Origin of the sequence: Eggerthia catenaformis OT 569 = DSM 20559 (assembly GCF_000340375.1) — a bacterium.
Lineage (GTDB): Bacteria > Bacillota_I > Bacilli_A > Erysipelotrichales > Coprobacillaceae > Eggerthia > Eggerthia catenaformis.
Genome location: NZ_KB446648.1, coordinates 58576 through 83450 on the forward strand (window position 1 = coordinate 58576; position 24875 = coordinate 83450).

Below are 24875 nucleotides of genomic sequence, written 5' to 3' on the forward strand. Positions count from 1 at the left end.
AAGCCATGACCACGGATTAATTTTAAATTAGAATATAACCAAAGTGGAATGTAAATTTTGAATTGTTTTGTTTTCGGCTTGATTTTTCGTTTATTAGAATATAACCAAAGTGGTCTTGTGGTCGGATAGGGATACATATAAGTTTTTAATTTTTAAAGTTTTTATGATGAATGACATTTTATTTATGACACAATATGCTCTATAAAATGAATTGTTTGGAGATTTGAATAAAGGGGACAAAGAAATGGATAAAAAAGATGAAATGATGATCGTAAATCATGAATCCCTTGTAAAAAAGATTTATATTATTAGGGGACAAAAGGTTATGCTTGATTTTGAGCTGGCAGAGATTTATGGATATGAAACGAAAAATTTCAACAGGCAGGTCAAGAATAATATTGAGAAATTTGAAGGCGAAGATTTTATGTTCAGGCTCACCGAAGAAGAAATGGATGACTTGAGGTGCAAACTTTTCACCTCAAGTTGGGGTGGTACAAGATACCTTCCTTATGCCTTTACTGAACAGGGAATCTATATGCTGATGACTGTATTAAAGGGTGACCTTGCTGTAAGGCAAAGCAGAGCTTTAGTTCGTACTTTCAAGCAAATGAAAGACTACATTGTAGAAAATCAAGGGTTGATTGGGAAAAGAGAGTTTTTGCAGCTTTCGATGCAAATCACAAGTAATGTCGTGGAAATGCAGGATTTAAGACGGGATTTAATGAATGTGGAAGATAAGGTGGCAGGATTAGTGAACAATTTAGGGAATGTTGTGCATAAATCCGAACTGTCTGACCTGATTCTTGACCTCAGTAATCCACAACTCAAATACGGATTTTTACTTTTGAACGGACAGCCGATTGAAGCCAATCTTGCTTATAAGGACATTTACAGCATAGCGAAAAAGAGCATTTATATCGTCGATAACTACATCGGAGTGAAAACTTTGGTCTTGCTAAAAGACGTTCCTTCATCTGTAGAGGTCATTATATTTAGCGATAACATCGGCAAAGGACTTCATACCCTTGAATATCAGGATTTCTATCAAGAATATCCGTTTAGAAAGATAACTTTCCAAAAATCCGGTGGAGAGTTTCATGACAGATACATTATTATTGACTGGAATACCGAACATCAGAGAATCTATCATTGCGGAGCGTCTTCCAAAGATGCAGGACAAAGAATTACGAGCATAACGGAAGTAGTAGATCAGATGATTTACACCGACCTTATCAATAATCTATTGAAAAATCCAGTGTTGAAGTTAAAATAATGTATGACTATATGCATAAAAAGATATAATATAAAAGAATTAAATCTGAGTATTATCAAATATAATGGTAAAGTTATCTGTTTCTGGATTGATATGATGTAAAAATGTAGAGATATAAAGATATACAGATGATAAATTTTTAATTGTCTATGTGGGTACTGTTTTAAGTGATATAATGTAGTTTTATTATATAGCATAAATGATAGACTTGATTTGTGGAGATTTCAAAAAGTAATAAAATAGATTTAAGGAGGATTTAAATTTGAAATATGAGGATTTTGAAAGTATAATGAAAAAACAGGGTACAGCGATAGTCTTAGATACTAATGTGATTTTAGATTTAGCAAGATATTCTTTATATACAAGTAAAAATGTTTTAGGAATTTTTAATGAATGTGCAGATTTAATATGGATTCCGTATCAGGTTTTTAAAGAATATAGTAAAAATAAGTATCGTGTGTTTGGAGATTTAAGAAAAAGGTATTTAAGTTTTGAAAATAATCTATTATCTATAATTGATGCTAGTGAAAAGAAACTTGAAAATGCTTTGAATAGTTCTTATAAATATAAATATTTTGGTAATAGAGCTCTTTCAAACGATATATCAAAAAAAATGGAAGAATGTAGAGAGATTATAATATCATATAAAAATACTGTAGGAAGAGAATATAATGAAATCACATCTGATTCGCCTGAAATAATAAAAGATATAGAAAAATTTATTTCTGATTTAGGAACAAACGAACAAATAGGGAAAGAAATTGGTTTTAAGGAACAATTGGAAATAATAAAGGAAGGAGAATTAAGATATAAGTATAAATTACCACCAGGATTTAAAGATGATAAAAAAGATGGAATGGAAAAATTTGGAGATTTGTTTGTGTGGAAAGAAATACTAAAGTTACCCACCAATAAAAATATAAATAATATTATCTTTGTCACTAATGATGAAAAAGATGATTGGTGGAGAAAGGATAAGCATGGTAACTTAGAAATACGAGGTGAACTTCTTGATGAATTTACAGAAATCAATCCTAATGTGTCTATTATTTTTATGACAATAGGTATGTTTCAAAAATATGCTTCTAAATTATATGATTTATATGAGTTTGGAGTTTATGTGGATTTGAATAGAAATGATGAATCTTTTATCGAAAGAGTATCTGATAGAATAGCAGATGATGTAATTGAAGAAATATATAATAATGCATATGATTATTTAGAGTCAGAAGATATTGGTAGTGAAGGAATTGAAGATGTAGATATTGTAGAATGTTCATTAATAGGCATAAATGGAGTATATTCGGATTTAATTGATGGTGAAGTATGTATAATTTATGAATTAGAATATGAGATAGAATTATATTGTAACTCATATGAATATTGGGGGCGTGATGATGATACCAAAGAAGTTATAAAATCACCAGCTATTGAGCATGCTTTTAAGGGAAATGTTATAGTTTCAGTAGAAAGAATTATTCAGGAAAGTGAAATAGAATCAAACTATAATTATTTGGATGAAGATGAGGATTATCAAGAATTAGAAATTACGAATAATAATATAGAACAAATTTATGTAAATAGTAGTGAAGATATGTATTTTGATGAAGAGTTTGATTTTGAAGAAAAACAATTTAAAAGCGGAGTGTTTACTTGTCCTAAATGTGGAAAAATTTTCACGGATCATTGTGAGGATATGGGTGGATTTTGCGTTAACTGTGCTTTTGAAGATTAACAACATAAAGATGTAAAGTGTGATAGAGAAGTATATGTTTCTGATAAGAATAGGATTGAAATAATTAAAAAAAAGAAATTAAAAATGTATCCAATACTTGACACAAGGGTGGAATGTAAATTCATGTGCGATATAATCTGTATTCCACTTTAAACTCAATTAGAATATAACCAAAGTGGAATGTAAATGACTTTACGGTATGATAATAACTACTGATATCTATTCATTAGAATATAACCAAAGTGGAATGTAAATTTGCTTCAGCAAGCTCATTCTGTTTAGCAAGATACAATTAGAATATAACCAAAGTGGAATGTAAATTCGTCATGAGAACAGTCATGAATACTGCAAATCCTTTATTAGAATATAACCAAAGTGGAATGTAAATCATAATCATTGATATCATTAGGAATCTTTACATACAATTAGAATATAACTAAAGTGGAATGTAAATTAATGATACATAATTGCAATTTCCTTCATGTCCTTATTAGAATATAACCAAAGTGGGCTTGTGGTCTGAGAGAGATACAGAGAGAAAAGCCAGATAAATAGGAGCTTTCAGCACTGTATCCTTATTTTAGAAATCGTGAAAATCAAATAATCAGGTCTAAAAGGAGGATTTTATGAGATGTAAAAATATTTCAAGCCGATATATTCGCCTTTTCGGTGGTAAGGTAAGAATGAAATGACATGGATAATTAAAATATTCTTGTTTTCAATTTCTACTAAGTCCTTACGGAATACCGGATGATAGGAGCAGCAGTTTATAGGTTTATTACATTGTAAATGGGGAATGAGTTATCATAAAGATATTGGATATTTTGAGAGAACAAAGGATATAAAATTTGCATTGGAACGAAAGAAAAATAGAATTTTAGCAATCAACTGGGGAACAAATATGATGAATATAAATAATGTTTGTTTCCCATAAAGCATTGAGATTTGGGGAATAAAATGGTACAATTTTATCAAGAAATGTTCTCCAAAGGAGTAAAAATAATGAATATAAAATATAACGAAATACAAGAATTACTTAGAGGTCGTGCTGATCTCCATGCTAGATTGAATTTGATGCCCTATGATGGTACACCTGAAATGAAAGAACGTGGCGATGGGAAGTATTTATACGTTAGAAAGTGTGTAGCCGGTAAATTGACATCAACATATGTAGGAATATACACTGAAGAACTCTATAATTTACTACTTCGTAACGCTAGAGAAATATGTGAAATTATGTGAAATAAGGAAAGAACTTAGACGTGCAGAAAAGAAACTTGCTGATGCAGGATACTCAGAAGATCAATTATCTGTTGATGTTATGAATAATATTTCCTTCGCAAGAACAAATATGAAGGTGAATATTTATGAACAGGCTGTATTGAAGGGAGGGTGGCTACATCTTTTCCACAAACAGAAGAAATCATAGATAATGGAAAAGTTTCCGGCATGACAGCAACGGATGTATAGAAAATCTTAAATCTGAAACATGCATGGGAATTTCTTTTGGACAAGGATGTAATAGCAAGTACATCGGATTATTATATGCTTAGCCATATTGCAAGGCTTGTGAATGAAGGATTTTTTCAGAAGGCGGTCGTATTCGAGGTGTTCCCGTAACCATCGGAGGTTCCTCTTATGTACCACCGTTACCAAATGAAGGTGATGTGAAAGACAGAATACGAGAGCTTACGGAAGAAAATGGCGATGTAATTGATGTTGCAATCAAATTATGCTTTTATTGTATGAAGATTCAAATTTTCTTTGACGGTATAAGAGGGCATCTATTATTTTTGCGAATCACTATTTAATATCTCATGGAGGAGGCATTTTAGTTATTCCTGAAAAAGAAGTGCCAGAATTCAAAAGTTTACTTGTAAGGTATTATGAAGGAGAGAATATATCTATAATTTCTAATTTTATGAAAAAGAATTGTTGGAAGAAAATGTAACTATAGAAGGCATTATTGGGGAACTTATTTTGTATTATAATAGCAGATTTGTTCCCTTCACAAAAGAGGAATGGGAATTTTTGAGGTCAAAAAATTTGACCTCAAAATCGGAAACAGGTTCCGGATAGAAGATACTTACCTTATTAAAAGGAGATCTTGCAGTAAGGCAAAGCAGAGCTTTAGTTCGTACTTTTAAGCAAATGAAAGACTACATTATAGAAAATCAAGGGTTGATTGGCAGGAGAGAGTTTTTGCAGCTTTCGATGCAGATTACGAGTAATGTCGTGAAAATGCAGGATTTAAGACGAGATTTAAGAGATGTGGAAGAACAGGTGGCGAAAATGGAGGACATTCTTAATAATGTGGTGCATAAATCCGAATTGTCCAACCTGATTCTTGACCTCAGCAATCCACAACTCAAATATGGATTTTTACTCTTGAACGGACAGCTGATCGAAGTAAATCTTGCTTATAAGGACATTTACAGCATAGCGAAAAAGAGTATTTATATCGTCGATAACTATATCGGAGTGAAAACCTTGGTTTTATTGAAAGATGTTCCTTTATTGGTAGAGGTCATTATATTCAGCGACAATATCGGCAAAGGACTGCACAGCCTTGAATATCAAGATTTCTGCCAAGAATATCCGTTTAGGAAAGATAACATTCCAAAAATCAGGTGTTGCAGTTAAAATAGAACTAAATCAGATTGGAAATTTGAAAAAATATGTATCCAATACTTAACATAAGGGTGAAATGTAGATGTGTTTTTGTCTCCCGGGTTATAATTTCCAGAGTTGGTATTAATTGAATCAAACTGAAATGTAAATTGTGTACAAGAGCGATAAAATCGTTTTTATAATAGAACCGAACGGAAATATAAATATGGAACTCAGAATGAGAGTGATAAGTTCTTAAGAAAGTCAGGGTATATTCGTCAAATAAATTATCTATGCTCTAAAAGAAAGGAGGAATTGTGTTATAAATATATTTAACACATGAGAAAAGATGAATATTGTAAAGAAATCGATAGTGGAGTTTTGTTTGGAGCAGATAACACCTATGATTCATTTTCAAGGAGAAGAGAAATCAGCAGGAATACGAGCAAGTGATTTGAAACCACGGTTTGATGTTTTTTTAAAAAGATATTGGTATGACTTGAAGACAGAAAGAGAAAAAACGGAAATAGAAAGCTGTATTTTAAAACAAAATGAGGAAGAATTCGAAAACAATGCTTTAGATGAAAAAAAGAGAGTTTCGTTTGATTACAAGGTCAAAATCTTTAACAACGGTTGTAAAAACTCTAATATGACCTTTTATAAAAAGAAAAAAAAAGATAAAAATTCATTTTATGGCTCATTTTACGGGAAATTAGAAGATAATAAATTTTCTTTTTACAATGAAATTAAGATTTTATTTCTCTCGCCACATCAAGATTTAAGAAATCAAATACAAGAGTTGTTTCCCGTTTTTTTAACTGTCAACGGCTTTGGCTTGAGAAATAATAAAGGATATGGATATTTCAAACTGAAAGGAAATACAAAGGAAAGAATATTAGAAGATATACAAAAGTATCAAAGTTTGGAAAACAAATATATAGAACAATTAAAAGTAAAAGATAAAGAAAAAGGTGTGGGAGTTTATAAATTACAAATTGAAAATAAAGTCGGTTCAATGCCTGAGAAAGTTCAAAACTTATTGGAGGATATTAAATTTTTTCATCAAATATTAAAGTCCGGTTTGAATTTTGACAAAGAGCGTGACTGCAATTCTAAGAATGATGTATATATTCCATCATTTATGCTAAAAAAATATAAAAAACAGGAAGAAGTGCTTTTTGAAAAAAAATCACTAAAATTATTCTTAAAACAAAAGGGCTATAATATAAAAGAATCTTCTAAAAAAGATGATGTTATTAAAAAAGATAAAAAAGATGATTTGAATAATCAAGAATTGTACTATGTAAGAGGGCTTTTAGGATTGGCTCCATTTTACGAGTTCAGAAATGTAAAAAAAGGAGACCGGTCAGAAATTACAGCGAGATTTAAGGTCAAAATAAAGGGAGTAGAGAGATTTCCATCACCGATTAAATATCTTCCAGTTTCATATGAAGAAATCATTATTCTTGTAGACTATAGTAAAATTGGAGAATTTCGAAAAAAGGGTGATAAAATACATTCAGTCGTTTTTTCTTTAGATAGATCCAAGAGGGAATTATCTTCAAAAATCCATTTACAAATACCAAATGAAGAGCAATACAGTATTTATCAATTATTCAAAATAAATGGTGTAATAGAAAACGAAATAAAAGAGTTTGAAAGTGAGATAACAAAAAAAACTAGGAAATGGCAATATAGTGTAATTTCTGATATAAAAATAGGGTAGGTGGGTTATGAACAAGAAATATATTGGAATAACAATCGGACCGATTGTAAAAACCTTGATGTTGACAACGACTCCTGCAGGTTTGTGGGGGGCAAGTTATATTTTTTCGTATTATGCAAAGAACTTAATCAAGCAGATTAAACAAGAACTTAAAATTCCGGATGATTTTTTTATAGTACCGGTTAATACCGGAAAGGTAGAAAAGATTATCAAGAATTGTCCTTGGGCAGGGTTGTTTCATGACAGAATTATTTTTCAGACAGATCATTCTATTCCATTAAGCAAAGTCGATCAATGTATAAAAAAGTGTAAGGAAGATTTAGCAAAGGAAATTTTAACAATTTTCTTAACGGGAGATGAGGATATTGAAAGAGCGAAGAAATTCATAGAAGATTATTTGCAAGTTCATGTAATTGAAAAAGAAGTAGAAAAGGGAAAGAATCCGATATTAGCTTTGAGTCCAAATTTGGATATTTTGGAATTGGGACAAAGCTATATTCCGAAGGAAGATAAAAATTATTTGTTAGATTTTTTAGAAAGTAGAGATAGTTTGGAGCAGGAGAAACCGGAAAATAGAAATCAAAATATAAAAAGATTCACTCAAAAAATAGAAAAAACACAACAGTTGATGAAATGGCATTTTCTTGAAGAGGAACACATCATTACAATTGATGATATAGCAGGAGTTAACGGAAATAAAATTGATGTAAATACTCAAACCAAAAATTATTTTGCGTTGGTAAAAGCTGATGGAGATAATTTGGGGGGAGTTCTAAAAAGTATGGAAGATATTGAAGGAAATCAAGTAATAGAAGAAATCAAAGGCTTTTCAGAAAAATGTTTCGATTATGCAAGAAGAGCCTTTGAAAAAGTGGGAAAATATGGTGGAAAGATGATTTATGCAGGAGGCGATGATCTCCTATTCATTGCTCCGGTAAAAAATCATGGAGAAACAATTTTTCATTTACTATCTACTTTAAATGATGAATTTATAAATTGTTTCGGCGGTTTTTCTTTCAAGGAAGAAGGACAGGAAAAAAAGATGGGATTTTCAGCAGGCGTTATGATTTGCTATTATAAATACCCTTTGAAGGAAGCACTAATCGGCGTTTTAGATCAATTGGATAAATCTAAAAAAATCAAAACCAAAAATACAATTAGTGTTCATTTTGAAAAACATTCGGGAAAACAACATGGAATTCAATTTATAAATTTTTTCAATAACGGTGAAAATAATAAAATTTATACTATGTTTCTAGACTTGTTGGAAGAATATGGAAAACAAAACGGGCAATTAAATAATTCGAAAGATTTTTTAAGGTCGGTTGGTACGAAGTTACAAGATTATCGAAATGTTTTTTTGATTGCCATGCTAAAGGATGGTAAGAAAAAGGAAAACTATCTAAATGAAGTTTTTAAAAATCTTTTTGAAGAATATCCCGGAATTTTTGATGAGACTAAGACAAAGGAGGAGAAAGGCGAGGAGGCAAATTACATTGAAATGATAGTTGATTTGTTGGAAGAAATTTTTTATATGAAATTATCTCTGATTCAAGATAAAACAGAAAAAACAAAACGGCAAGCAGCTTTGGATAGTTTACAGGAAATAGAGACAGTTATAGGGTTATTGAAGTTTTATAATGAAAAGGAGATAAAATAAATGGCGATATATAAAGTTTTATTTCATCCACTGGAAGAATACTTTTTTGGAGAAGACGGTTCTTTTCGTGAAGGAGTAAGCAATGCGGAATATTTTATTACTTCCAGATTTTTTCCGAGCCAAACGACTGTATTCGGAATTATTCGATATTTAAATTTATTATGTCTAAAAGACAAAGGATCATATTCACAGGAAGAAAAGGAACTTAATAATAAGACTGTCGGGGAAAAAGGATTTTCTATCGAATCAGCCGTCAGTTCTAACAGTGAAGTTCAGAATTTTGGAATAATAAAGCGTATGAGCAGTATTTTTCTTCATGGATATGATTTAGAGGATAAAGTGAATCGAGTTTATGTAACACTTCCTAAAGACGCAAAAAAACATTCTAAAAAGGATGTGCGGCGTTATACTTCTATTCTTGATGAAGGAAAAGAAATGATAATGACTCCAAATGGAGGAAAAGTGATCCCTTCAGGATATAATGCGAAAAAGGGATTGGCAACTGGATTTATCAGTATTGATGCAGGAATTTCCGATGCCGGAGAGTTGTTACAAAATGAGTTATCGGTTATAGAATATCCTTTTGAATATGTTTTAAAAACAGGATTAAAAATTAATAGAAAAGTGGCCAAATCGAAGGATATGATGGATTTGACCAATCCCCAAGACCCTATGAGCTCTTTATTCAAAAAAGAATATGTTCGATTGAAACAAGAATCAGGTGAAGTGGAATACTCGTTTGGAGTCTATGTAGAGATAGAAAATAGTGAGGAAGAGGAAGTAACAAAACGAATGAACCGAGTTGTCGGAATGGGGTTGGGAGGTTCTTTATTTTCTGTAAGAACATCAAAAATAAAAGAAATAGAGAAAAAAAGATTAAAAAATGGATTGATTTTAAATGTGGACCAAATTTTTGAGAATCATGTAAAGAAAGAAAATATTTTGTATTGTATATCTCCGTGCTATGTAAGCAATCCACAAGACATTTTGATGAAAAGTGAGTTTGCTTCATTAGATACAGTGGTCAATCGCCCGATGAATGGTGGCAATATTGATGATGCGTGGAGAAAGACAAAAACTTTATATCGTATGATGGATTCAGGAAGTGTCTTAATTACGAAGCGTGTGAATGAAATTATAAAAGAATTTCAAAAAAATGGGTTACAGCAAATAGGATACAATCATTATTATTTAGGAGGAGAAATATGAAAGTCGCATTATTAAAAGCAAAGTGCATTACTAATCTGCATATTGGCACAAGTGGAAATATTTATGGAGACATAAAAAGCGAGGTGGAGAAGGATGCTGTTTTAGCAACGCCGATTATGCCCTCTTCAGGTATAAAAGGGGCTTTGCGAGACTTTTGGAGAGCAAATGGGACTACAGAAACTTCTGTTACTATTTTTGGATCCGATGCTGAAGAAGAAAATCAAAATAGAAAAGGAAACTGCAAATTTGTAAGTGGGCAACTGCTGTTTAGACCGATGAGGGTATCAAAAGGAGATCATGCATATTGTTTGGTGACAACACCTGAGTTACTTCAAGTAATGATAGATACCATTGACTCCTTTCAAATTAAATTAAATCTCCAATCTGCAAAGAGTACTGAAGATTTCGAAAAAGCTCTTAATGAAATAAAAAAGGAACTGAACGAAAAGAAAGGGCAAGTCGTAGCGGGAATTGTAAACAAAGATGACCATGCCATCATGGAAGTTGAAGGATATGATGTAAAAGAAATACAAAGCAAAGAGAATGACCTATATAAAATTTTGCTGGAAATTAGCGAGGGTGTTCCGGTTGTTATTATGAGAACGGATTTTTTTCGGATGATCGATTTGCCGATTATTGCCAGAAATTATTTGAAAGATGGAAAAAGCACCAACTTATGGTATGAAGAATTTGTTCCTCATCAAAGTTATTTTTATTTTCCTGTGTTGTGGGAAAAAGAAGAGGCGGAAGTTTTTTCAAATTTTATTCAAGAGATTAGTAAACAACCGATTGCTTTTGGCGGAAATAATTCTGTTGGCTATGGTTATTGCACTATTACTCCAATGAATAGAGAGTGGGAGGAGAATGATGGAGAATAAGAGAAAAATTGATGAATACATTCCTAAGGCGATTAATAGTCTTTCCAAAAATAAAAAAATAGTGATAAATGGAGAAATTAAAAGTGGATTTGCAGGTCAAATTGCTACCTTTTCAGTTGCAGTGTCCACAGGAAGTTTACTATCTGCCGTCGCATTTTTTAGTGAAAAGAAACAATCCGCTGTTGAGCGTCAGGAGCTAATGAATGTAATTTACGAAATAATTACGGGAGAAAGTGCAAGTGGAAATGACACTAACAATTCTAAGGCAGTTTTACTATCCTATGTTAAGAAAAAATACGAACAAACTCATAGTCAAAAAGGAGATGTAGGTTCCTTACTGGATTATGGGCAGCTTCAGCAAGATATTTTAAATGCAGCAATAGCGGTGAAATTAGCAATTAATTTTTTTCCAAAAGAAAAAAATAAAGGTGAGAATGGAAGATGAATGGTGATCGGAGAAATGGGCTGCAAGAAATAGAGGAGAAAATGAATAATTCAGAAAAAAATAAGATTGCAAATTTGGGGTATGTGTTTCAAACACAGGATTATTATATGCAAACAGAGGAGGTCGAAGAGGATGTAAAAAGAATCGTTGATTTTACATTGGACGATAAGACAAAGGAAATGATTAAAAGTCGACAAAAAGAATTACAAAAATTGACAAAAAGGGAAACTTCCAAGCTTGATATAGGCTGTTTTCAAGCTTGTGTGAGTTATCCGGGGTTGTTGGTTGGCCTGTCGAATCCTGTAATGTCGAGTTTGAAACAGGGATCGTATGAGAAAGGGCAAGACAGTGCATTTAAAATGGGTTTTAGTTTTGACTATGTAACAGGCTTACCTTATATTCCGGGATCTTCAATTAAGGGGATGTTGAGAGCTTCCATTGAGAAGTATAAGACAGATGTTTGTCAGTGGCTTGAGGATGATATAGGCATTTTGACTGATGACAGACTATTTAAAGAAATGATATATGAAATATTTGGAGATGGGAATGATGATGTAGACAATGACAAAATCAAGAATAATACTAATGTATTAGAGAGAGATGTGTTTTTGGATGCCATTATTATTGATGGATCAAACGATAAGATTTTAAAATCAGATTATATAACACCGCATCCATATATGTTTAAAAATCCGATACCAATTCGAATATTGGCAATTAAACCGGAAGTAAAACTTGAATTCCATTTTTTGTTAAGAGAAAAGATAATTGCAAAAATGAATCGGGAACAAAGATTTAAACTTTATAAGGATTTAATTTTGGATTTAGGTATTGGTGCAAAAACGAATACCGGATATGGAAGTTTGAAAAAAGTTTAATAAAAAGGGGAAGAATAATGGAAATCAAAGATAAAAATGAAAGAGTCTATAGCTATCATACTTTTTTGCTTCCTTTTGAAATTTTAAAAAGCGACAACGAAACTCTATGCAGTAAAAAAGAGATAGAAAATGTTTTGAATCAGGAGTATTGGAAACGGTTGTCAGGAGACCATCTTTCGGCATTCGATTCTGTCATCTCAACAAACGGAATAAAAAAAGATGACAGTAAGAAAAAAAATAATAATCTAATTGAGTCTGTAGTACGGCTGGTAGAGTATAATCAAGAACAGTATTTCCATAACAATGTAAAAAAGGCGATTCATGATGATGGGAAAAGTGGAATAGTATCAGAATATGTGTTTCAATTTGATAAAAAAAACACCAAGCGTGTCATAATTAAAAAGTTTTGTAAAAATATAAAGGAAAACTTAAACATTAATGATGAAAGTACTAATGAAAATAAAAACACCAATGATAATAATGAATATGTTTTAAAGGTGTCAAACGTTCGTCTTAAACTTTTTAATACAGGAATCGGAATTTTAATTTTAGAATTATGTAATGATTTATATAGAAACTTCAAAAGCGTTAAAGATATTAATGAACTTGGAAGACATATTAGTTTGCCATATATTGCACTGGAAAGCAAAAACATTGCATCTGCTCAAATATTAATATGGGATTTTTTACATTCGGATGAAAAAGAATATAATTTTGGCAAAAAAAATGAATGCTTTCTGAACGAAAAATCACCAAAAGAAAAAACTTATATGGTGGATTTTTTGAAAAATATAATTCTTAACAAAAAATATCGATCGAATTATAATTTTAAGCCATCTTTAGATGATCGAATGTTCACTTGTTGTTTAATTCAAGATGATGGACTTGCCAGAGTATATTCACGGGATTATATCGCACAAAAGGATGATGATGCACAATTCGAAAAGTTATCTAAATACTTATATGAATATATTTATATTGATAAAGATGATAGCTGCACAGCAGCTACGTTCAATTTTAGAAAAAATATTTTAAACAATTCATTATATCATCGTTGGACAGAAATTGGTACAATTTATGGAGCTTCTCATACTTCTTTTGTTGCAATTACAAGAGAAGATGAATTTTTGGACACGATTATTACTTGGCCTTTTTTAACACAATATGTAGAAATTGCTATTTTAGTTTTGGTTCAAAGAGCATCTATTTTACGATTTCAAAAACAAATACAGAGCAATATGGATAATAAAAAGATTCAAAAACTTCAATCTAAATATATTGATTATCGCAATCAATTACATTTTTTTGAGGTAAGTTCACAAGAGCAGGGAATAGAGCTATATGAGCTTATTCAAAAACAATTGTATATCAAGAAAGAAACGGAAGTCTTAGAAAAAAATTTAGAGATATTATATGAAAAAAATAATGTGGATTATGGGAATAAGTTTAATCGATTTGGACTATTTATCGGATGTATTACTATTTTATCCATACTTTTAGACCTAATGAACTTTATACTTGGGAGGGATTTTAACATAAAATTCTTTGATCAATTTAAATTGATAAAGTGTGAGTTGTTAATAATTTTCCTGACCACAGGTCTAATATTTTCTTTTTTTTGGAAGTTAGTGAAATGGAAAAAATAAACTTGCATGGTGATATCAACTAGGCTTTATAGAAATTTTCTTAAAAGAAAATGTTTATTCTACAAAGATAGTGCAAGATTTAAAACTTTCAAAAAACCTTATGAACAATAGATGTATAAGTTTCAAAGTTCAAAAATTTCACTATAAATAATTGTAATGTAAGTGAGATTAAAAATCTTGACCTCATATAAGCAATTTCTAAAAGAAAATAGGTATCCAATACTTGACACAAGGGTGGAATGTAAATGTCTATATAGGCCTTGATTTCAGGACGCTTTAAGAGCATTAGAATATAACCAAAGTGGAATGTAAATAATAAAACAGTCAAAAAAGCACTGAGATAATAAAAAATTAGAATATAGCCAAAGTGGAATGTAAATCTGATTGATGGAATACTGAGGCAGGGACATAAAATGCATTAGAATATAACCAAAGTGAAATCTAGGTAATGACACCTCTAAAAAAGCATTGGAACTGAAACTAATTAGAATCTAAGCAGATGAAGTTCGTGACGACCTTTGCTGATGTTGGAGAATGTTCTTGGCTTATTGTTGAGGAATTTTTTAGAAGATTTAAAGTAAAAATCAGTTAGGCTATAGGTTTCCATTCTGAAAACATGGATATCCGTGACTTTGAAAAGAACAAGTGACACTTCGAGTAGAAAATGAATTTGTAGAAGGCGGTTGTCATTAGAACTTATAGAGAAACTTATAATTGTTAATGAATAACCTCTATTTAGTTAAAGAAGCATAAAAAATCTTAAGTTATATTTGAGGAGTTATTAAATATATTATTAATCTTATAATGAGCGTGAGCTAAATCACTCAACCATTTTCTGAAATACAGGTGGTTGAGTCTTGACATTTAATAAATATATAGTATTATATATTTAGACATTTAGATAATTATCTAAATGTCTAAAAGAGGTGATCAAATGGGAGATGTATTTAAAGCTTTAAGTGATAGTACACGAAGAGAAATACTAAATTTATTAAAGGATGGACCTAAAAATGCGGGTGAAATAGCTGATCAATTCAATATGACAAAACCGTCTATTTCGCATCATTTATCTATTTTAAAACAAGCAGGTTTGATTGAAGATGAAAGACAGGGACAGCAGATTATTTATAATCTGAATAGTACGGTTTTTCAGGAACTGATTAGCTGGTTTTACAGTTTTAAGGAGGAATAAAAAATGAAAAAATATCTTATTATGCTGGTTATCTTCACAATATTATTAGAGGTATCAGTATTCTTTATGCCTGATACTGTCCCATTACATTATAATATATCAGGAGCTCCGGATAGAATGGGAAGCAAATACTGGATGTATTTATTTGATTTACTTCCTTTAGCTGTTTATGGTCTCATGTCTATTACTAAGAAAATTGATCCTAGAAAAGAAAATTTAGAAAAAAGTGATAACTATGAATTAATGAAATATTTAGTTACAGGATTAATTTTAGGAATAACTATTATAATGACTGCATCAATCTTCTTTAAAGAGCTTTCTATTCAGATGGGATTACTTATTATTCTAGGAGTATTCTTTGTGATGATAGGAAATTATATGCCTAGAATCAAGCATAACTACTTTTTAGGTATTAAAACCCCATGGGCTATTCATGATGAGAATAACTGGAAAGCAACACATCGTATCGGAGGAATCAATTATGTGGTTTTAGGACTATTATTTATTGTGAGTGCTTTTCTGCCGGGAAATATAGCATTCACTATTACAATGGTATCTGTTTTGGTATCTACTGTTTTTCTCTATGCTTATTCTTATTGGTATTTTAAAAAGCATCAATGAACAGAGAGATAAATCTCTATTTATTAGTTTTATAGATTATAATAAAAACCTTCTGACATGATAAAATGTCAGAAGGTTTTCTATTTAAGAAAAGCATCAATACCATCTGCGATTCCATTCGCAATTTTATATTGATAAGTGCTGTCACTCAGCAGATAATCTTCAGTTTTATTACTCATAAAGCCCATTTCAATTAAAGCGACAGGGACTTTGCACCAGTTAATACCACTCATATTATTTACATAAGAAATACCTCTGTTTTTAGCGCCGGTTCTCTTGCACATAGAGTTAAGGACATTTCTGGTAAGTCTTTGTGATCCGCTAATAACTGAGCTTGTTAGATAAGGATTATTGTTTTTGGGTGCTAAACCGGTAGCTCCATGAGTATTATGATTTGTACTTGAATCAGCATGTAATCTAATAAATGCACCGGCATGGGCATTATTCGCAATATCAGCTCTTTCTTTGTTGGATATATTCACATTTTGACTTGTACGTACCATTACAACTTTATATCCTCTTGATTCAAGAACACTCTTTAATTTTAAACCTACCTCTAAATTAAGTTGTGATTCAGTCTTGTGAGTATAATTACCGGTAGCTCCATAAGTAACCTTTGCTTTATATTCTTTAGCACCAGGACCAATAGGCTCTTTTTCTAGATTACCTTTTGCCTGATGACCCGGATCTATGCAAACAACTTTATTATTAGGTATTATTTTATTTTTTGGAGTATTTTCTGTTTTCTTTTTCTCTTTCTTAGTATTATTTATCGGCTGTGTTTTTTTAGAAGCACTTTTTTTCTGCTCTGTTTTCTTAATATCTTCCTGTTTTTTCTTTTCAGGAGATATATTCTCTTGTTCCTGTTTCTTTGTATCTTCTTTTCTAGAGTCTTCCTTTTTTTCTGTTTCTTTTTCCGTTTCAGCAACAGGCTGATTATCTTGTTTATTCTTTTTAACAGATGAACAACCAAATAACAGAGTACCTGTAATAAGTAAAGCAGCTAATTTATGTGATTTTTTCATAGTAACCCTCCTTGTATCATATATTATAACATGATTTTAATTTTATATCTTGATTTTCACGGAAGATATATAAAAATAGGTATGTGGAGAAAAAATATAAATATTAAAAAATGTTATAACATTCTCTCTGCCATTCCTATTATCTTATTTTTTACAAATACTTTATGGAATGGCTGACTTATTTATTATTGGTCAATATAATGGAGCGGATGTTATTACAGCAGTTTCAGTAGGTTCACAGATTACTTATATGCTGACAATTGTTATTGTGGGATTAGCTATGGGTTCTTTAGTATTGATTGGCAGAAGTGTAGGGGCAAACAATCAAAAACAGATTTCTAAAATAATTGGCAATGCTATTTCTTTTTTTACAATATTCGGTGTATCTCTTGTTTTATTACTTGTTTTATCAGTCAATAATATTATACATATTATGTCTACGCCATTAGAATCATATAATCAGACTTCTGCATATCTGTTTCATCGGTATTCCATTTATTATTGCTTATAATCTGATCGGCTCAATATTCCGGGGTATGGGTGATTCAAAGAGTCCAATGTACTTTATTTTAATTGCCTGTATTATTAATATATTATTAGATTATTTATTTATAGGATATTTTCATATGCAGGCAATAGGAGTGGCATTAGGAACAATTATTGCCCAGGCAATTAGTGTACTGATTTTTTTGTAGCCATTAAAAGAAAAAAATTATCAGTTTCTTATTTATTATTCCATCAACAATGATGTCAGCTGTTTTCACTATTTCTTTTCAAAGTATTGGAGCAGGTAAAAAAGAATTTGTCAGAAAAGTATTATTTATAGGAATCGGTATTGTTTCCGGAATAGGCTTTGTTTCTGAGGCTGTTATTGAATTATTTACAAGTGAAAAACAGATTATTATTTGTATAGCGGCATATAGAATATTAATTCATAAGAAACTTATTTAATAACTATTCATCTTGACAAAATCAATAGAAATTGACATAATTACAATCACAAAGGCAATGAATAGATGAGTAATTCTATGATTCTTTTAAGAGAGTCTCTGGCTGGTGAGAAGAGATAAGATAATAGAATGAATAAAGACTAGGAGCTGTATTTTGGATCGTAAGTGATAAAATAACGTAGAGCCGCGTTAAGGTTAATGAGATCATATGAATGATGAATTAGGGTGGTACCACGATTAGCTCTCGTCCCTTGGATGAGAGTTTTTATATTGAAGGGAGAAAATAATGGAAGAAAGAAAATTTACTCAGCAGGAGCAAGTAAGAAGAGATAAGCTAAGAGAATTAGAAGAATTAGGTATTGATCCATTTGGACAAAGATATGATGTAGAGAACTATACATCAGATATTAGAAAAGATTATGGATCAATGACTAAAGAAGAATTAGAAGAAAAGAATATTAAAGTTAAATTAGCAGGAAGAATTATTAGAAGAAGAAGGAAAGGAAAAGTTGCTTTCATGGACTTACTTGATAGAGATGGAACTATCCAGCTTTATGTAAGAAAGGATATTGTAGGTGAAGAAGTCTATGAAATTGTTAAAAGAGGAGACTTAGGAGATATTATCGGGGTAGAAGGAGTATTAATGCTGACAGATACTGGAGAATTAACAGTAAAAGTAGAAAATTATACTCATTTATCTAAAGCATTAAGACCATTACCGGAAAAATTTCATGGATTAAGTGATACAGAAGAAAGATACAGAAGAAGATATGTAGATTTAATCATGAATGAAGAGGCACGAAAAGTTGCTTTTGCTAGACCTAAAATCATCAGATCTATTCAGAATTATTTAGATAATAAGAATTATGTAGAAGTTGAAACACCTATTATGAATAATATTTTAGGAGGTGCTGCGGCCAAGCCGTTTGTTACTCACTTTAATGCATTAGATTCAGACTTTTATTTAAGAATAGCAACAGAATTAAATCTAAAGAGATTAATAGTAGGCGGTATGGATGCTGTTTATGAAATAGGAAGACTTTTTAGAAATGAGGGTATGGATAGAACTCATAATCCGGAATTTACAACTATTGAAGTTTATAAAGCATTTTCAGATTTAGAGGGCATGATGGATTTAACAGAAGGTATTATTTCTAATACAGCAATGACTGTTAATGGTACATATGATGTAGAATATAAAGGTCATCAGTTATCATTAGCACCGGGATTTAAAAGAATTTCTATGACAGATGCTATTAAAGAAATAACAGATATTGATTTTAATCAGCAGATGAGCTTTGAAGATGCACTAAAACTGGCAAAAGAACATGACATAGAAGTGGAACCGCATTTTGCCTATGGTCATATTGTGAATGCATTCTTTGAAAAATATGTTGAAGAAACAATAATAGATCCTACATTTGTATATGGGCATCCATTAGAGATTTCACCACTCGCAAAAAAGAATACAGAAGATCCAAGATGGACACAAAGATTTGAATTATTCATTTGTGGTAATGAGTATGCTAATGCATTTACAGAACTGAATGATCCTATTGATCAGTATGAAAGATTTGCTAATCAGTTAAAAGAAAAAGAATTAGGAAATGATGAAGCAAATGAAATGGATATTGATTATGTAGAAGCATTAGAATATGGTATGCCTCCATGTGGCGGTATGGGTATGGGAATTGATAGATTAGTTATGCTCTTAACCGGTCAGGAAACAATTAGAGAGGTCATCTTATTTCCTGCAATGAAGACAAAATAAATATGCAGGTAACAAACAGGTGTTATACAATTTAAAAAGTATTGATAAAATCATTTTTTTGCGTTTTATAGCATAGATACAAGTGATAAATAAATGCTGTAAATTTTTCGTGAAAAAATAATAGAAGTCGAGATATTATGTATGAATTTTTGATATTTTATGACAACAAGATAATAGAAATATATGAAGATGATTTGAGTTCATCAAATGAATTTAAATCATTTTTTTATGGAAATAATAAGTGATTTCTGCCATGCATTGTATTAAATAATTAATTATTATAAAATAATATCACAAATAAGGAGGATATAAAAAATGATAGATAAACTTTTAGATATTGCAAAAAACGAATTAAAGGATTTCGCACCAAGAGGTTTTACTACTATGGAGATGGCAACTCTCTTAATAAATTTTTTAACAATAGTGTTTTTTCTGATTCCAATGAAGTTTATAGATATTAATTCAGAACTAATTAAATATTATAATTTAGTTTGGGAATTTAAATGGATTGTTTTATGGTTGATAATAATGATTGTATTTAATGGCATATGCTCATTGTTAAATAAACTTAGAGATGATTTTAGCTTATTAAATATTTATAGAATTACGAGCTTTACTAATATATTTTTTTGTTTTTACATGTCTGTATATTTTCTAATAAAGGTTTTTATAATAAAAAGTGGGCATATAAATAACATATCACTAGTATCAATCACCAAAATGATTTCATTTATAATAGTTATGAGTAATTTCATTGAAATGATGAAACAATTATTTAAAAAAGATGATTCTTTTCAAGAATATAAAAATAAAAAAGCTTATATGAATTATATAATAAATAAATATAAACAGGAAGATAATGAAACAATAGAAAAACAATTATTGTTATGTCAATTATATGAAATAACATCTACTTTATATGATAAAAATGTATTATTGGATAAAACCAATTTTGAAATATATAAAAGCACAGAATTATATAGAGAATTAATAATTAGGAAAAAATAGATTCATAAAATTTGATATGTACCCTCCTTACTGGTTGTCCAGTAAAGAGGGTACATATCATTATCCAGTACAATGTAGCTACCACAACAACAAAAGAAAGGATAAGCTCTCTATGGATATTATAACAAAAACACAGAGGTATTTACCACACACACTTGATACAAGATACTATGCAGTGAAACTTTACCGAGGAGGCAATCCAGTTTCCCTTTTCCGAGTGCTGAGAAAACTCGGTTATTTCAAGAATAAGGTGAAGAAGAAAAAGCCGTATATTCCAAAGCCTTACAATACTCCTGAAAAACCGGGCATCAAATGGCAGTTAGATGTCAAACACGTTCCCAAAGAGTACTATACAGGAGACATACCGGAAAGATTCTATCAGTACACCGTAATCGACGAGGCAAGCAGGGAGAGATTCATTTATCCATTTTTGGAACAAAGCTCCTATTCAACGATACAGTTCATAGAAATGGCAATAAAACACTTCGGATACTCTCCTGAAATCATACAACACTCCGATGCAAACACTTGGATGGAAGACTCCCATGGAAACCCGAAAATTCTTGGAGGGGTGCTAGCACCCCTCCAAAACCTAAAAGTAGCTTCTCATACATAATGCTTTTTTGTTCAAAAAAGGTCTCGCATCATTGACAAAGGTACATTCTATTATTCAACTGTATTGCACTTAACTTGACAATTCAAATGGGAATGTCATCCTTACAAATTGGAAGTTATCTATCCCAACAAGTTTTTTTGTCTTCTTCTGTAATTGCACGAATTACTTTACATGGATTTCCAACTGCTACAGAGTTGTTTGGAATATCTTTTATCACAACACTTCCACCGCCAATTACTACATTATCACCAATGGTCACTCCTGGCATAACCTGAACTCCAGCACCTATCCAGACATTATTACCGACTTTAATCGGATAAGCATATTCCAGCCCTTTGTTGCGTCGTTCAGAATCAATGGGATGTCCTGCAGTATGAAAGCCGCAGTCCGGGGCAATGAACACATTATCCCCAAATGAAACTTTCCCACCATCCAAAATAATCGTATTATGATTAGCAAAGAAATTTTCTCCTATTTCAATGTTATAACCATAATCACACCGGAATGGAGCTACTATACAGAAAGCACCTTTTGTTTTTCCGAGCAGTTGACGTATAATCTCCTGTTGCTTTTTTCATCAGACGGATGAAGCTGATTGAACTGATAACACAATTCTTTTGCTTTTGTACGTTCAGTTAATAGAATTTTATCATAATTTGCATTATAGAGCATCTGCTTTTGCATCTTTTCTTTTTCTGTCATCTTTTAATTCCTCTTTTTTAAGTAATCAATTTTATTTTCTTCTGTAATTTTGCGAATTATTCTGCATGGATTTCCTACAGCGATTATATTATCTGGAATACTCTTTGTCACAATACTCTCAGTTCCAATAATTGAGTTATCTTCAATCGTGACACCAGAAAGAATTTTTACATCGCCACCAAGACAGACATTTTTTTCGAATTTACATCTGAAATCCGGATCAATCAATATCTTACTGCTAAAAGCTGTTTTTTTGCAAGCTCAGTTCGTCATCTTCTATTTTGTTATATGCCCAAAACAGCTTTTTGGCAGTAATTCATCTTTGAAATAAATCATCGTCAAAATCATTATACATTTGTTCTTTTTGCAATTTTTCCTATTCGATCATTTCATAATTACTTCACAATTTCCGATTTACCTCTAGCTCTATTTCTTAATTATACACAGGATTTGTAACTTTTTCTACTTGTCTATTGTCTAAAAATCAGCCTTGTTGTCCAGTTTCACACCTACTGTTTTACTGATAGGAAATTATTGAGAGTACAAAAACGAAAAATCTGCTTAAACAAAAAGGTGTAGGCAACCGATATTTTCAGTCTGATGATCCAAAGTATCAGAAATTCTATAAATCAAGAAAATAATGTTTTTCAGTAAAGATGAATTATGAACGGAACAGGAAATAAAAAATGAATTTTAGAGAGAAATGGATATCTATATAACGGATTGGCTCAATAAAAGAAATCCTTATAAGGAAACACGATTTTGGGAGGAACTATGAACGAGATTGAGAAATATCGAATATTGAGTGCAGGGAAAGCATTTGGGCATCGTGCTCAACTTGCACTGGTGCTTCTTGACAGCAAGACAGCCTATGAAGAATTAAAAGAAGAAGGCTCACAAAGTATGGTTGCCGGAAGTTATGATTGTGCCGGTGGAGATCCGGCTGTAATACTTGAAAAAATAGCAGTAGAATTGATTTGTCGTGATACCCGCAACACGTGGTATTTGCCTGATGATGTTAAATTTTGGGACAGGCGTTTCGCAAGTTTGTTTGAGACCAAGTTTTTTGCTATGATGATATAGAAACGTGGAGTAAGATACTGTACAAATTTTTTGTAACACTCAAGTGGATGCCGAAAAGAGAAGATTATTCTTCCACAAGAAGCTATAATAATGTTTGGGGATATTTTGCAGAACTGTTAGCAGTTGTAAAACAAGATCATCATCCTGAATTTGACAAGTATTATGAAATTGCAGTTCAAAACGGAATGAATCCGGTGGTGTTGGAACGAAAGTTACAGGAACTGTCTGACTTAAAACAGTCCTTTGCTGAACTTTAAATCCATTTGGAGTCATATTCAATCAATGAACCATCAATCAAGGATAACAATTTGCCTGTAAAAATGTGGATATCAATTTGTCGGAGGAGAACCATGGAGAAAAATTGGAACATAAAATCAGAAGATATGAAAGAACTTTTTCATTGGAATGAGGGAGAAGGTTGTATTGCAACAGACAGAATTATGGTAGACGGAGAAAAGGTCGGCTATATGTATCGTGAGAATCCCGATTATAACGGAGATAGCGGTTGGAGATTTACTGCCGGGGATGAAGACGATGAGTATATGAGTGAACCGAATCATTCAGGACTCTATACCTTAAATGCAGTTGCGAACAATGATGTAGAGATTATCCCGTTTCTTCATTCTCCAATTGGGACAGGGTATTATCGGGATGAAAACGGAGAATTTGTCAAGGATACCTTTCATGTCATTGCCAGACAGGAGATTGACGAAATATTGTATGAATACAAGATAATGACCGTAGAAGATTATCAAAACCAAAGTCCTGAGAATTTAGCTGTGATTTATGAGAATATTAAATCGGTAGTGGAATAGTATGATTTATCCGAAGAAGCTGCGGATGCGATTTTGTCGGATTTATTGGAAGTTTACGAGGAATCATTTCTGTTGAAGTAAGGATTAACCAATATCAGCTGATTGAAAAACAGTAAGCAACCCGGGTAGTAGAAGAAACAGTTTCAAAATGGTATAATATTGGCAAATAGTTAGAGAGAAAAATTGAGTTTAGGAGAGAACAATGAACAAGATTACTTGTATTTGCTTAGGTGTTAAAAATATGGAACAATCAATAAAGTTTTATAGAGACGGTTTGGGATACCAGACTGATTGCAAAGAAAATAATCCGCCGGTATGTTTTTTCAATACTCCGGGAACAAAGTTTGAACTGTTTCCTTTAGAACAGTTAGCAAAAGATATTGATGAAGACAATCCGCCAAAGGGAAATGGATTTTCCGGAATTACATTAGCGTACAATGTTGAACATAAAGAAGATGTTGATGATGTTATTGAATTGGTACGAAATGCCGGGGGAACCATTGTAAAAGGACCGCAAGACACCTTTTGGGGTGGATATCACGCATATTTTTCTGATTTGGATGGATATTATTGGGAAGTTGCATGGGGTTCAAATTTTCAATTTGACGAAAATGGACTATTGAAGTTTTAGGGAATAAGAGAGGAGTTAAAAATGGCTTCAAGGAAAGAATATTTAGATTTTATTTTAGAACAACTATCCGAGTTGGAAGAAATAACATATCGGGCAATGATGGGAGAATATATTATTTACTACAACGGAAAAATTGTTGGTGGAATATATGATGATAGGTTGCTTGTGAAACCGGTGCAAGCAGCGATAAATTATATGCCGAATGCAGAATATCAGTTACCATATGATGGAGCAAAGGAAATGCTTTTGGTAGATAATGTAGATAACAAAGAATATTTAATCGGACTATTTAAGACCATGTATGAAGAATTGCCAAACCCAAAACCTAAGAAGAAAAAATAAATATGATTGTACTTTCGCTGACAAAAAAAGTAAAACAATCAATTCAAAAAAGTGAAATA

Annotated in this window: 26 protein-coding genes, 2 pseudogenes and 1 other annotated feature; of the genes and pseudogenes, 24 read left to right on the plus strand and 4 right to left on the minus strand. The window is 31.4% G+C overall.

From position 1 onward, the window contains the following. Positions 1-244 precede the first annotated feature (244 nt). From HMPREF9943_RS05080 to HMPREF9943_RS05140, 14 genes are all read left to right on the plus strand, one after another. Complete coding sequence (locus HMPREF9943_RS05080) at positions 245-1273, plus strand: ORF6N domain-containing protein (protein ID WP_004802708.1); 1029 nt, start codon at positions 245-247, stop codon at positions 1271-1273. Positions 1274-1535: 262 nt separating this feature from the next. Next, positions 1536-3008: a PIN-like domain-containing protein gene (locus tag HMPREF9943_RS05085; protein WP_004802710.1), complete on the plus strand. Its 1473-nt coding sequence runs from the start codon at positions 1536-1538 to the stop codon at positions 3006-3008. 1002 nt (positions 3009-4010) lie between these two features. Next, positions 4011-4250: a DUF6788 family protein gene (locus HMPREF9943_RS09875; protein WP_004802712.1), complete on the plus strand. Its 240-nt coding sequence runs from the start codon at positions 4011-4013 to the stop codon at positions 4248-4250. Then, on the plus strand, positions 4237-4437 hold the full coding sequence (locus tag HMPREF9943_RS09880) for a hypothetical protein (RefSeq protein WP_004802715.1): 201 nt from the start codon (positions 4237-4239) through the stop codon (positions 4435-4437). The genes HMPREF9943_RS09875 and HMPREF9943_RS09880 overlap by 14 nt, the downstream gene beginning before the upstream one ends. A 773-nt stretch (positions 4438-5210) precedes the next feature. Next, the gene (locus HMPREF9943_RS05095; RefSeq protein ID WP_004802716.1) at positions 5211-5651 is read left to right on the plus strand and encodes a hypothetical protein; all 441 of its coding nucleotides are present in this window, start codon (positions 5211-5213) and stop codon (positions 5649-5651) included. A 316-nt stretch (positions 5652-5967) separates the two neighbouring features. Further along, positions 5968-7344, plus strand: coding sequence for a hypothetical protein (locus HMPREF9943_RS05100; RefSeq protein WP_004802717.1), 1377 nt, complete (start codon positions 5968-5970; stop codon positions 7342-7344). A 7-nt stretch (positions 7345-7351) separates the two neighbouring features. After that, complete coding sequence (gene cas10 / locus HMPREF9943_RS05105) at positions 7352-9004, plus strand: type III-B CRISPR-associated protein Cas10/Cmr2 (RefSeq protein WP_004802720.1); 1653 nt, start codon at positions 7352-7354, stop codon at positions 9002-9004. Beyond that, on the plus strand, positions 9005-10213 hold the full coding sequence (locus HMPREF9943_RS05110) for a type III-B CRISPR module-associated Cmr3 family protein (RefSeq protein WP_004802721.1): 1209 nt from the start codon (positions 9005-9007) through the stop codon (positions 10211-10213). Continuing rightward, positions 10210-11091, plus strand: coding sequence for a type III-B CRISPR module RAMP protein Cmr4 (gene cmr4 / locus HMPREF9943_RS05115; protein WP_004802723.1), 882 nt, complete (start codon positions 10210-10212; stop codon positions 11089-11091). The genes HMPREF9943_RS05110 and cmr4 overlap by 4 nt, the downstream gene beginning before the upstream one ends. Further along, positions 11081-11536: a hypothetical protein gene (locus HMPREF9943_RS05120; protein ID WP_004802724.1), complete on the plus strand. Its 456-nt coding sequence runs from the start codon at positions 11081-11083 to the stop codon at positions 11534-11536. Before cmr4 ends, HMPREF9943_RS05120 begins: the two co-directional genes overlap by 11 nt. A 41-nt stretch (positions 11537-11577) precedes the next feature. After that, a complete protein-coding gene (gene cmr6 / locus HMPREF9943_RS05125; RefSeq protein WP_196793796.1) occupies positions 11578-12414 on the plus strand; it encodes a type III-B CRISPR module RAMP protein Cmr6 in 837 nt (278 codons plus the stop codon). A gap of 17 nt (positions 12415-12431) precedes the next feature. Next, complete coding sequence (locus HMPREF9943_RS05130; protein ID WP_004802728.1) at positions 12432-14060, plus strand: hypothetical protein; 1629 nt, start codon at positions 12432-12434, stop codon at positions 14058-14060. A 934-nt stretch (positions 14061-14994) separates the two neighbouring features. After that, a complete protein-coding gene (locus HMPREF9943_RS05135) occupies positions 14995-15252 on the plus strand; it encodes an autorepressor SdpR family transcription factor (protein ID WP_004802731.1) in 258 nt (85 codons plus the stop codon). Positions 15253-15255: 3 nt separating this feature from the next. Continuing rightward, complete coding sequence (locus HMPREF9943_RS05140; RefSeq protein WP_004802732.1) at positions 15256-15873, plus strand: SdpI family protein; 618 nt, start codon at positions 15256-15258, stop codon at positions 15871-15873. An 80-nt stretch (positions 15874-15953) separates the two neighbouring features. Here HMPREF9943_RS05140 and HMPREF9943_RS05145 read toward each other — a convergent pair whose 3' ends face one another. Next, positions 15954-16898 (minus strand): N-acetylmuramoyl-L-alanine amidase, encoded by a 945-nt coding sequence (locus tag HMPREF9943_RS05145; protein WP_004802734.1) that lies wholly within the window; start codon positions 16896-16898, stop codon positions 15954-15956. A gap of 169 nt (positions 16899-17067) precedes the next feature. On the opposite strand from HMPREF9943_RS05145, the pseudogene HMPREF9943_RS09685 reads away from it, so the two are divergent. The 5 genes and pseudogenes from HMPREF9943_RS09685 to HMPREF9943_RS09890 all read left to right on the plus strand — a co-directional run. Further along, positions 17068-17593: pseudogene (locus HMPREF9943_RS09685) on the plus strand (MATE family efflux transporter). Positions 17594-17642: 49 nt separating this feature from the next. After that, positions 17643-17849, plus strand: a complete 207-nt coding sequence (locus HMPREF9943_RS09690) for a hypothetical protein (RefSeq protein WP_004802738.1) — start codon at positions 17643-17645, stop codon at positions 17847-17849. Between the two features lie 48 nt (positions 17850-17897). Continuing rightward, positions 17898-18103 (plus strand) — a binding site (T-box leader). Between the two features lie 31 nt (positions 18104-18134). Then, entirely contained in the window at positions 18135-19619 is a 1485-nt protein-coding gene (lysS, locus tag HMPREF9943_RS05155) for a lysine--tRNA ligase (RefSeq protein WP_004802741.1), read from the plus strand. 315 nt (positions 19620-19934) lie between these two features. Next, entirely contained in the window at positions 19935-20627 is a 693-nt protein-coding gene (locus HMPREF9943_RS05160) for a hypothetical protein (protein WP_004802742.1), read from the plus strand. A 199-nt stretch (positions 20628-20826) separates the two neighbouring features. Continuing rightward, positions 20827-21138, plus strand: a pseudogene (locus HMPREF9943_RS09890) (DDE-type integrase/transposase/recombinase); the annotation flags it as partial. Positions 21139-21358: 220 nt separating this feature from the next. Here HMPREF9943_RS09890 and HMPREF9943_RS10420 read toward each other — a convergent pair. The 3 genes from HMPREF9943_RS10420 to HMPREF9943_RS05180 form a co-directional block, all read right to left on the minus strand. After that, positions 21359-21679 carry a DapH/DapD/GlmU-related protein gene (locus HMPREF9943_RS10420; protein WP_004802747.1) on the minus strand — a complete coding sequence of 107 codons (321 nt, stop codon included), beginning with the start codon at positions 21677-21679 and terminating at the stop codon, positions 21359-21361. A gap of 77 nt (positions 21680-21756) precedes the next feature. Continuing rightward, positions 21757-21945 (minus strand): maltose acetyltransferase domain-containing protein, encoded by a 189-nt coding sequence (locus tag HMPREF9943_RS10425; RefSeq protein WP_004802748.1) that lies wholly within the window; start codon positions 21943-21945, stop codon positions 21757-21759. Between the two features lie 3 nt (positions 21946-21948). Beyond that, on the minus strand, positions 21949-22173 hold the full coding sequence (locus HMPREF9943_RS05180; RefSeq protein WP_051053883.1) for an LbetaH domain-containing protein: 225 nt from the start codon (positions 22171-22173) through the stop codon (positions 21949-21951). Positions 22174-22719: 546 nt separating this feature from the next. Here HMPREF9943_RS05180 and HMPREF9943_RS10260 point away from each other — a divergent pair. The 5 genes from HMPREF9943_RS10260 (at position 22720) to HMPREF9943_RS05200 (ending at position 24816) form a co-directional block, all read left to right on the plus strand. Continuing rightward, entirely contained in the window at positions 22720-23028 is a 309-nt protein-coding gene (locus tag HMPREF9943_RS10260) for a hypothetical protein (RefSeq protein ID WP_004802751.1), read from the plus strand. Positions 23029-23075: 47 nt separating this feature from the next. Then, a complete protein-coding gene (locus HMPREF9943_RS10265) occupies positions 23076-23285 on the plus strand; it encodes a hypothetical protein (protein ID WP_004802752.1) in 210 nt (69 codons plus the stop codon). Between the two features lie 93 nt (positions 23286-23378). Continuing rightward, positions 23379-23843 (plus strand): DUF2185 domain-containing protein, encoded by a 465-nt coding sequence (locus HMPREF9943_RS05190; protein ID WP_004802754.1) that lies wholly within the window; start codon positions 23379-23381, stop codon positions 23841-23843. 202 nt (positions 23844-24045) lie between these two features. Continuing rightward, the gene (locus HMPREF9943_RS05195) at positions 24046-24474 is read left to right on the plus strand and encodes a VOC family protein (protein ID WP_004802757.1); all 429 of its coding nucleotides are present in this window, start codon (positions 24046-24048) and stop codon (positions 24472-24474) included. Between the two features lie 21 nt (positions 24475-24495). Continuing rightward, positions 24496-24816, plus strand: coding sequence for a TfoX/Sxy family protein (locus HMPREF9943_RS05200; protein WP_004802758.1), 321 nt, complete (start codon positions 24496-24498; stop codon positions 24814-24816). Positions 24817-24875 lie beyond the last annotated feature (59 nt).

Bases quoted from the DNA above. Each gene is read 5' to 3' on its own strand.
- HMPREF9943_RS10265 (WP_004802752.1), top strand. From the start codon at position 23,076: ATGCCGAAAAGAGAAGATTATTCTTCCACAAGAAGCTATAATAATGTT.
- HMPREF9943_RS05190 (WP_004802754.1), top strand. From the start codon at position 23,379: ATGGAGAAAAATTGGAACATAAAATCAGAAGATATGAAAGAACTTTTT.
- cas10 (WP_004802720.1), top strand. From the start codon at position 7,352: ATGAACAAGAAATATATTGGAATAACAATCGGACCGATTGTAAAAACC.
- lysS (WP_004802741.1), top strand. From the start codon at position 18,135: ATGGAAGAAAGAAAATTTACTCAGCAGGAGCAAGTAAGAAGAGATAAG.
- HMPREF9943_RS05135 (WP_004802731.1), top strand. From the start codon at position 14,995: ATGGGAGATGTATTTAAAGCTTTAAGTGATAGTACACGAAGAGAAATA.
- HMPREF9943_RS05080 (WP_004802708.1), top strand. From the start codon at position 245: ATGGATAAAAAAGATGAAATGATGATCGTAAATCATGAATCCCTTGTA.
- HMPREF9943_RS09875 (WP_004802712.1), top strand. From the start codon at position 4,011: ATGAATATAAAATATAACGAAATACAAGAATTACTTAGAGGTCGTGCT.
- HMPREF9943_RS05195 (WP_004802757.1), top strand. From the start codon at position 24,046: ATGAACAAGATTACTTGTATTTGCTTAGGTGTTAAAAATATGGAACAA.
- cmr4 (WP_004802723.1), top strand. From the start codon at position 10,210: ATGAAAGTCGCATTATTAAAAGCAAAGTGCATTACTAATCTGCATATT.
- HMPREF9943_RS05200 (WP_004802758.1), top strand. From the start codon at position 24,496: ATGGCTTCAAGGAAAGAATATTTAGATTTTATTTTAGAACAACTATCC.
- HMPREF9943_RS05160 (WP_004802742.1), top strand. From the start codon at position 19,935: ATGATAGATAAACTTTTAGATATTGCAAAAAACGAATTAAAGGATTTC.
- HMPREF9943_RS05140 (WP_004802732.1), top strand. From the start codon at position 15,256: ATGAAAAAATATCTTATTATGCTGGTTATCTTCACAATATTATTAGAG.
- HMPREF9943_RS05130 (WP_004802728.1), top strand. From the start codon at position 12,432: ATGGAAATCAAAGATAAAAATGAAAGAGTCTATAGCTATCATACTTTT.
- HMPREF9943_RS05145 (WP_004802734.1), bottom strand. From the start codon at position 16,898: ATGAAAAAATCACATAAATTAGCTGCTTTACTTATTACAGGTACTCTG.
- cmr6 (WP_196793796.1), top strand. From the start codon at position 11,578: ATGAATAATTCAGAAAAAAATAAGATTGCAAATTTGGGGTATGTGTTT.
- HMPREF9943_RS05110 (WP_004802721.1), top strand. From the start codon at position 9,005: ATGGCGATATATAAAGTTTTATTTCATCCACTGGAAGAATACTTTTTT.
- HMPREF9943_RS10425 (WP_004802748.1), bottom strand. From the start codon at position 21,945: ATGACAGAAAAAGAAAAGATGCAAAAGCAGATGCTCTATAATGCAAAT.
- HMPREF9943_RS05100 (WP_004802717.1), top strand. From the start codon at position 5,968: ATGAATATTGTAAAGAAATCGATAGTGGAGTTTTGTTTGGAGCAGATA.
- HMPREF9943_RS10260 (WP_004802751.1), top strand. From the start codon at position 22,720: ATGAACGAGATTGAGAAATATCGAATATTGAGTGCAGGGAAAGCATTT.
- HMPREF9943_RS05120 (WP_004802724.1), top strand. From the start codon at position 11,081: ATGGAGAATAAGAGAAAAATTGATGAATACATTCCTAAGGCGATTAAT.
- HMPREF9943_RS09690 (WP_004802738.1), top strand. From the start codon at position 17,643: ATGATGTCAGCTGTTTTCACTATTTCTTTTCAAAGTATTGGAGCAGGT.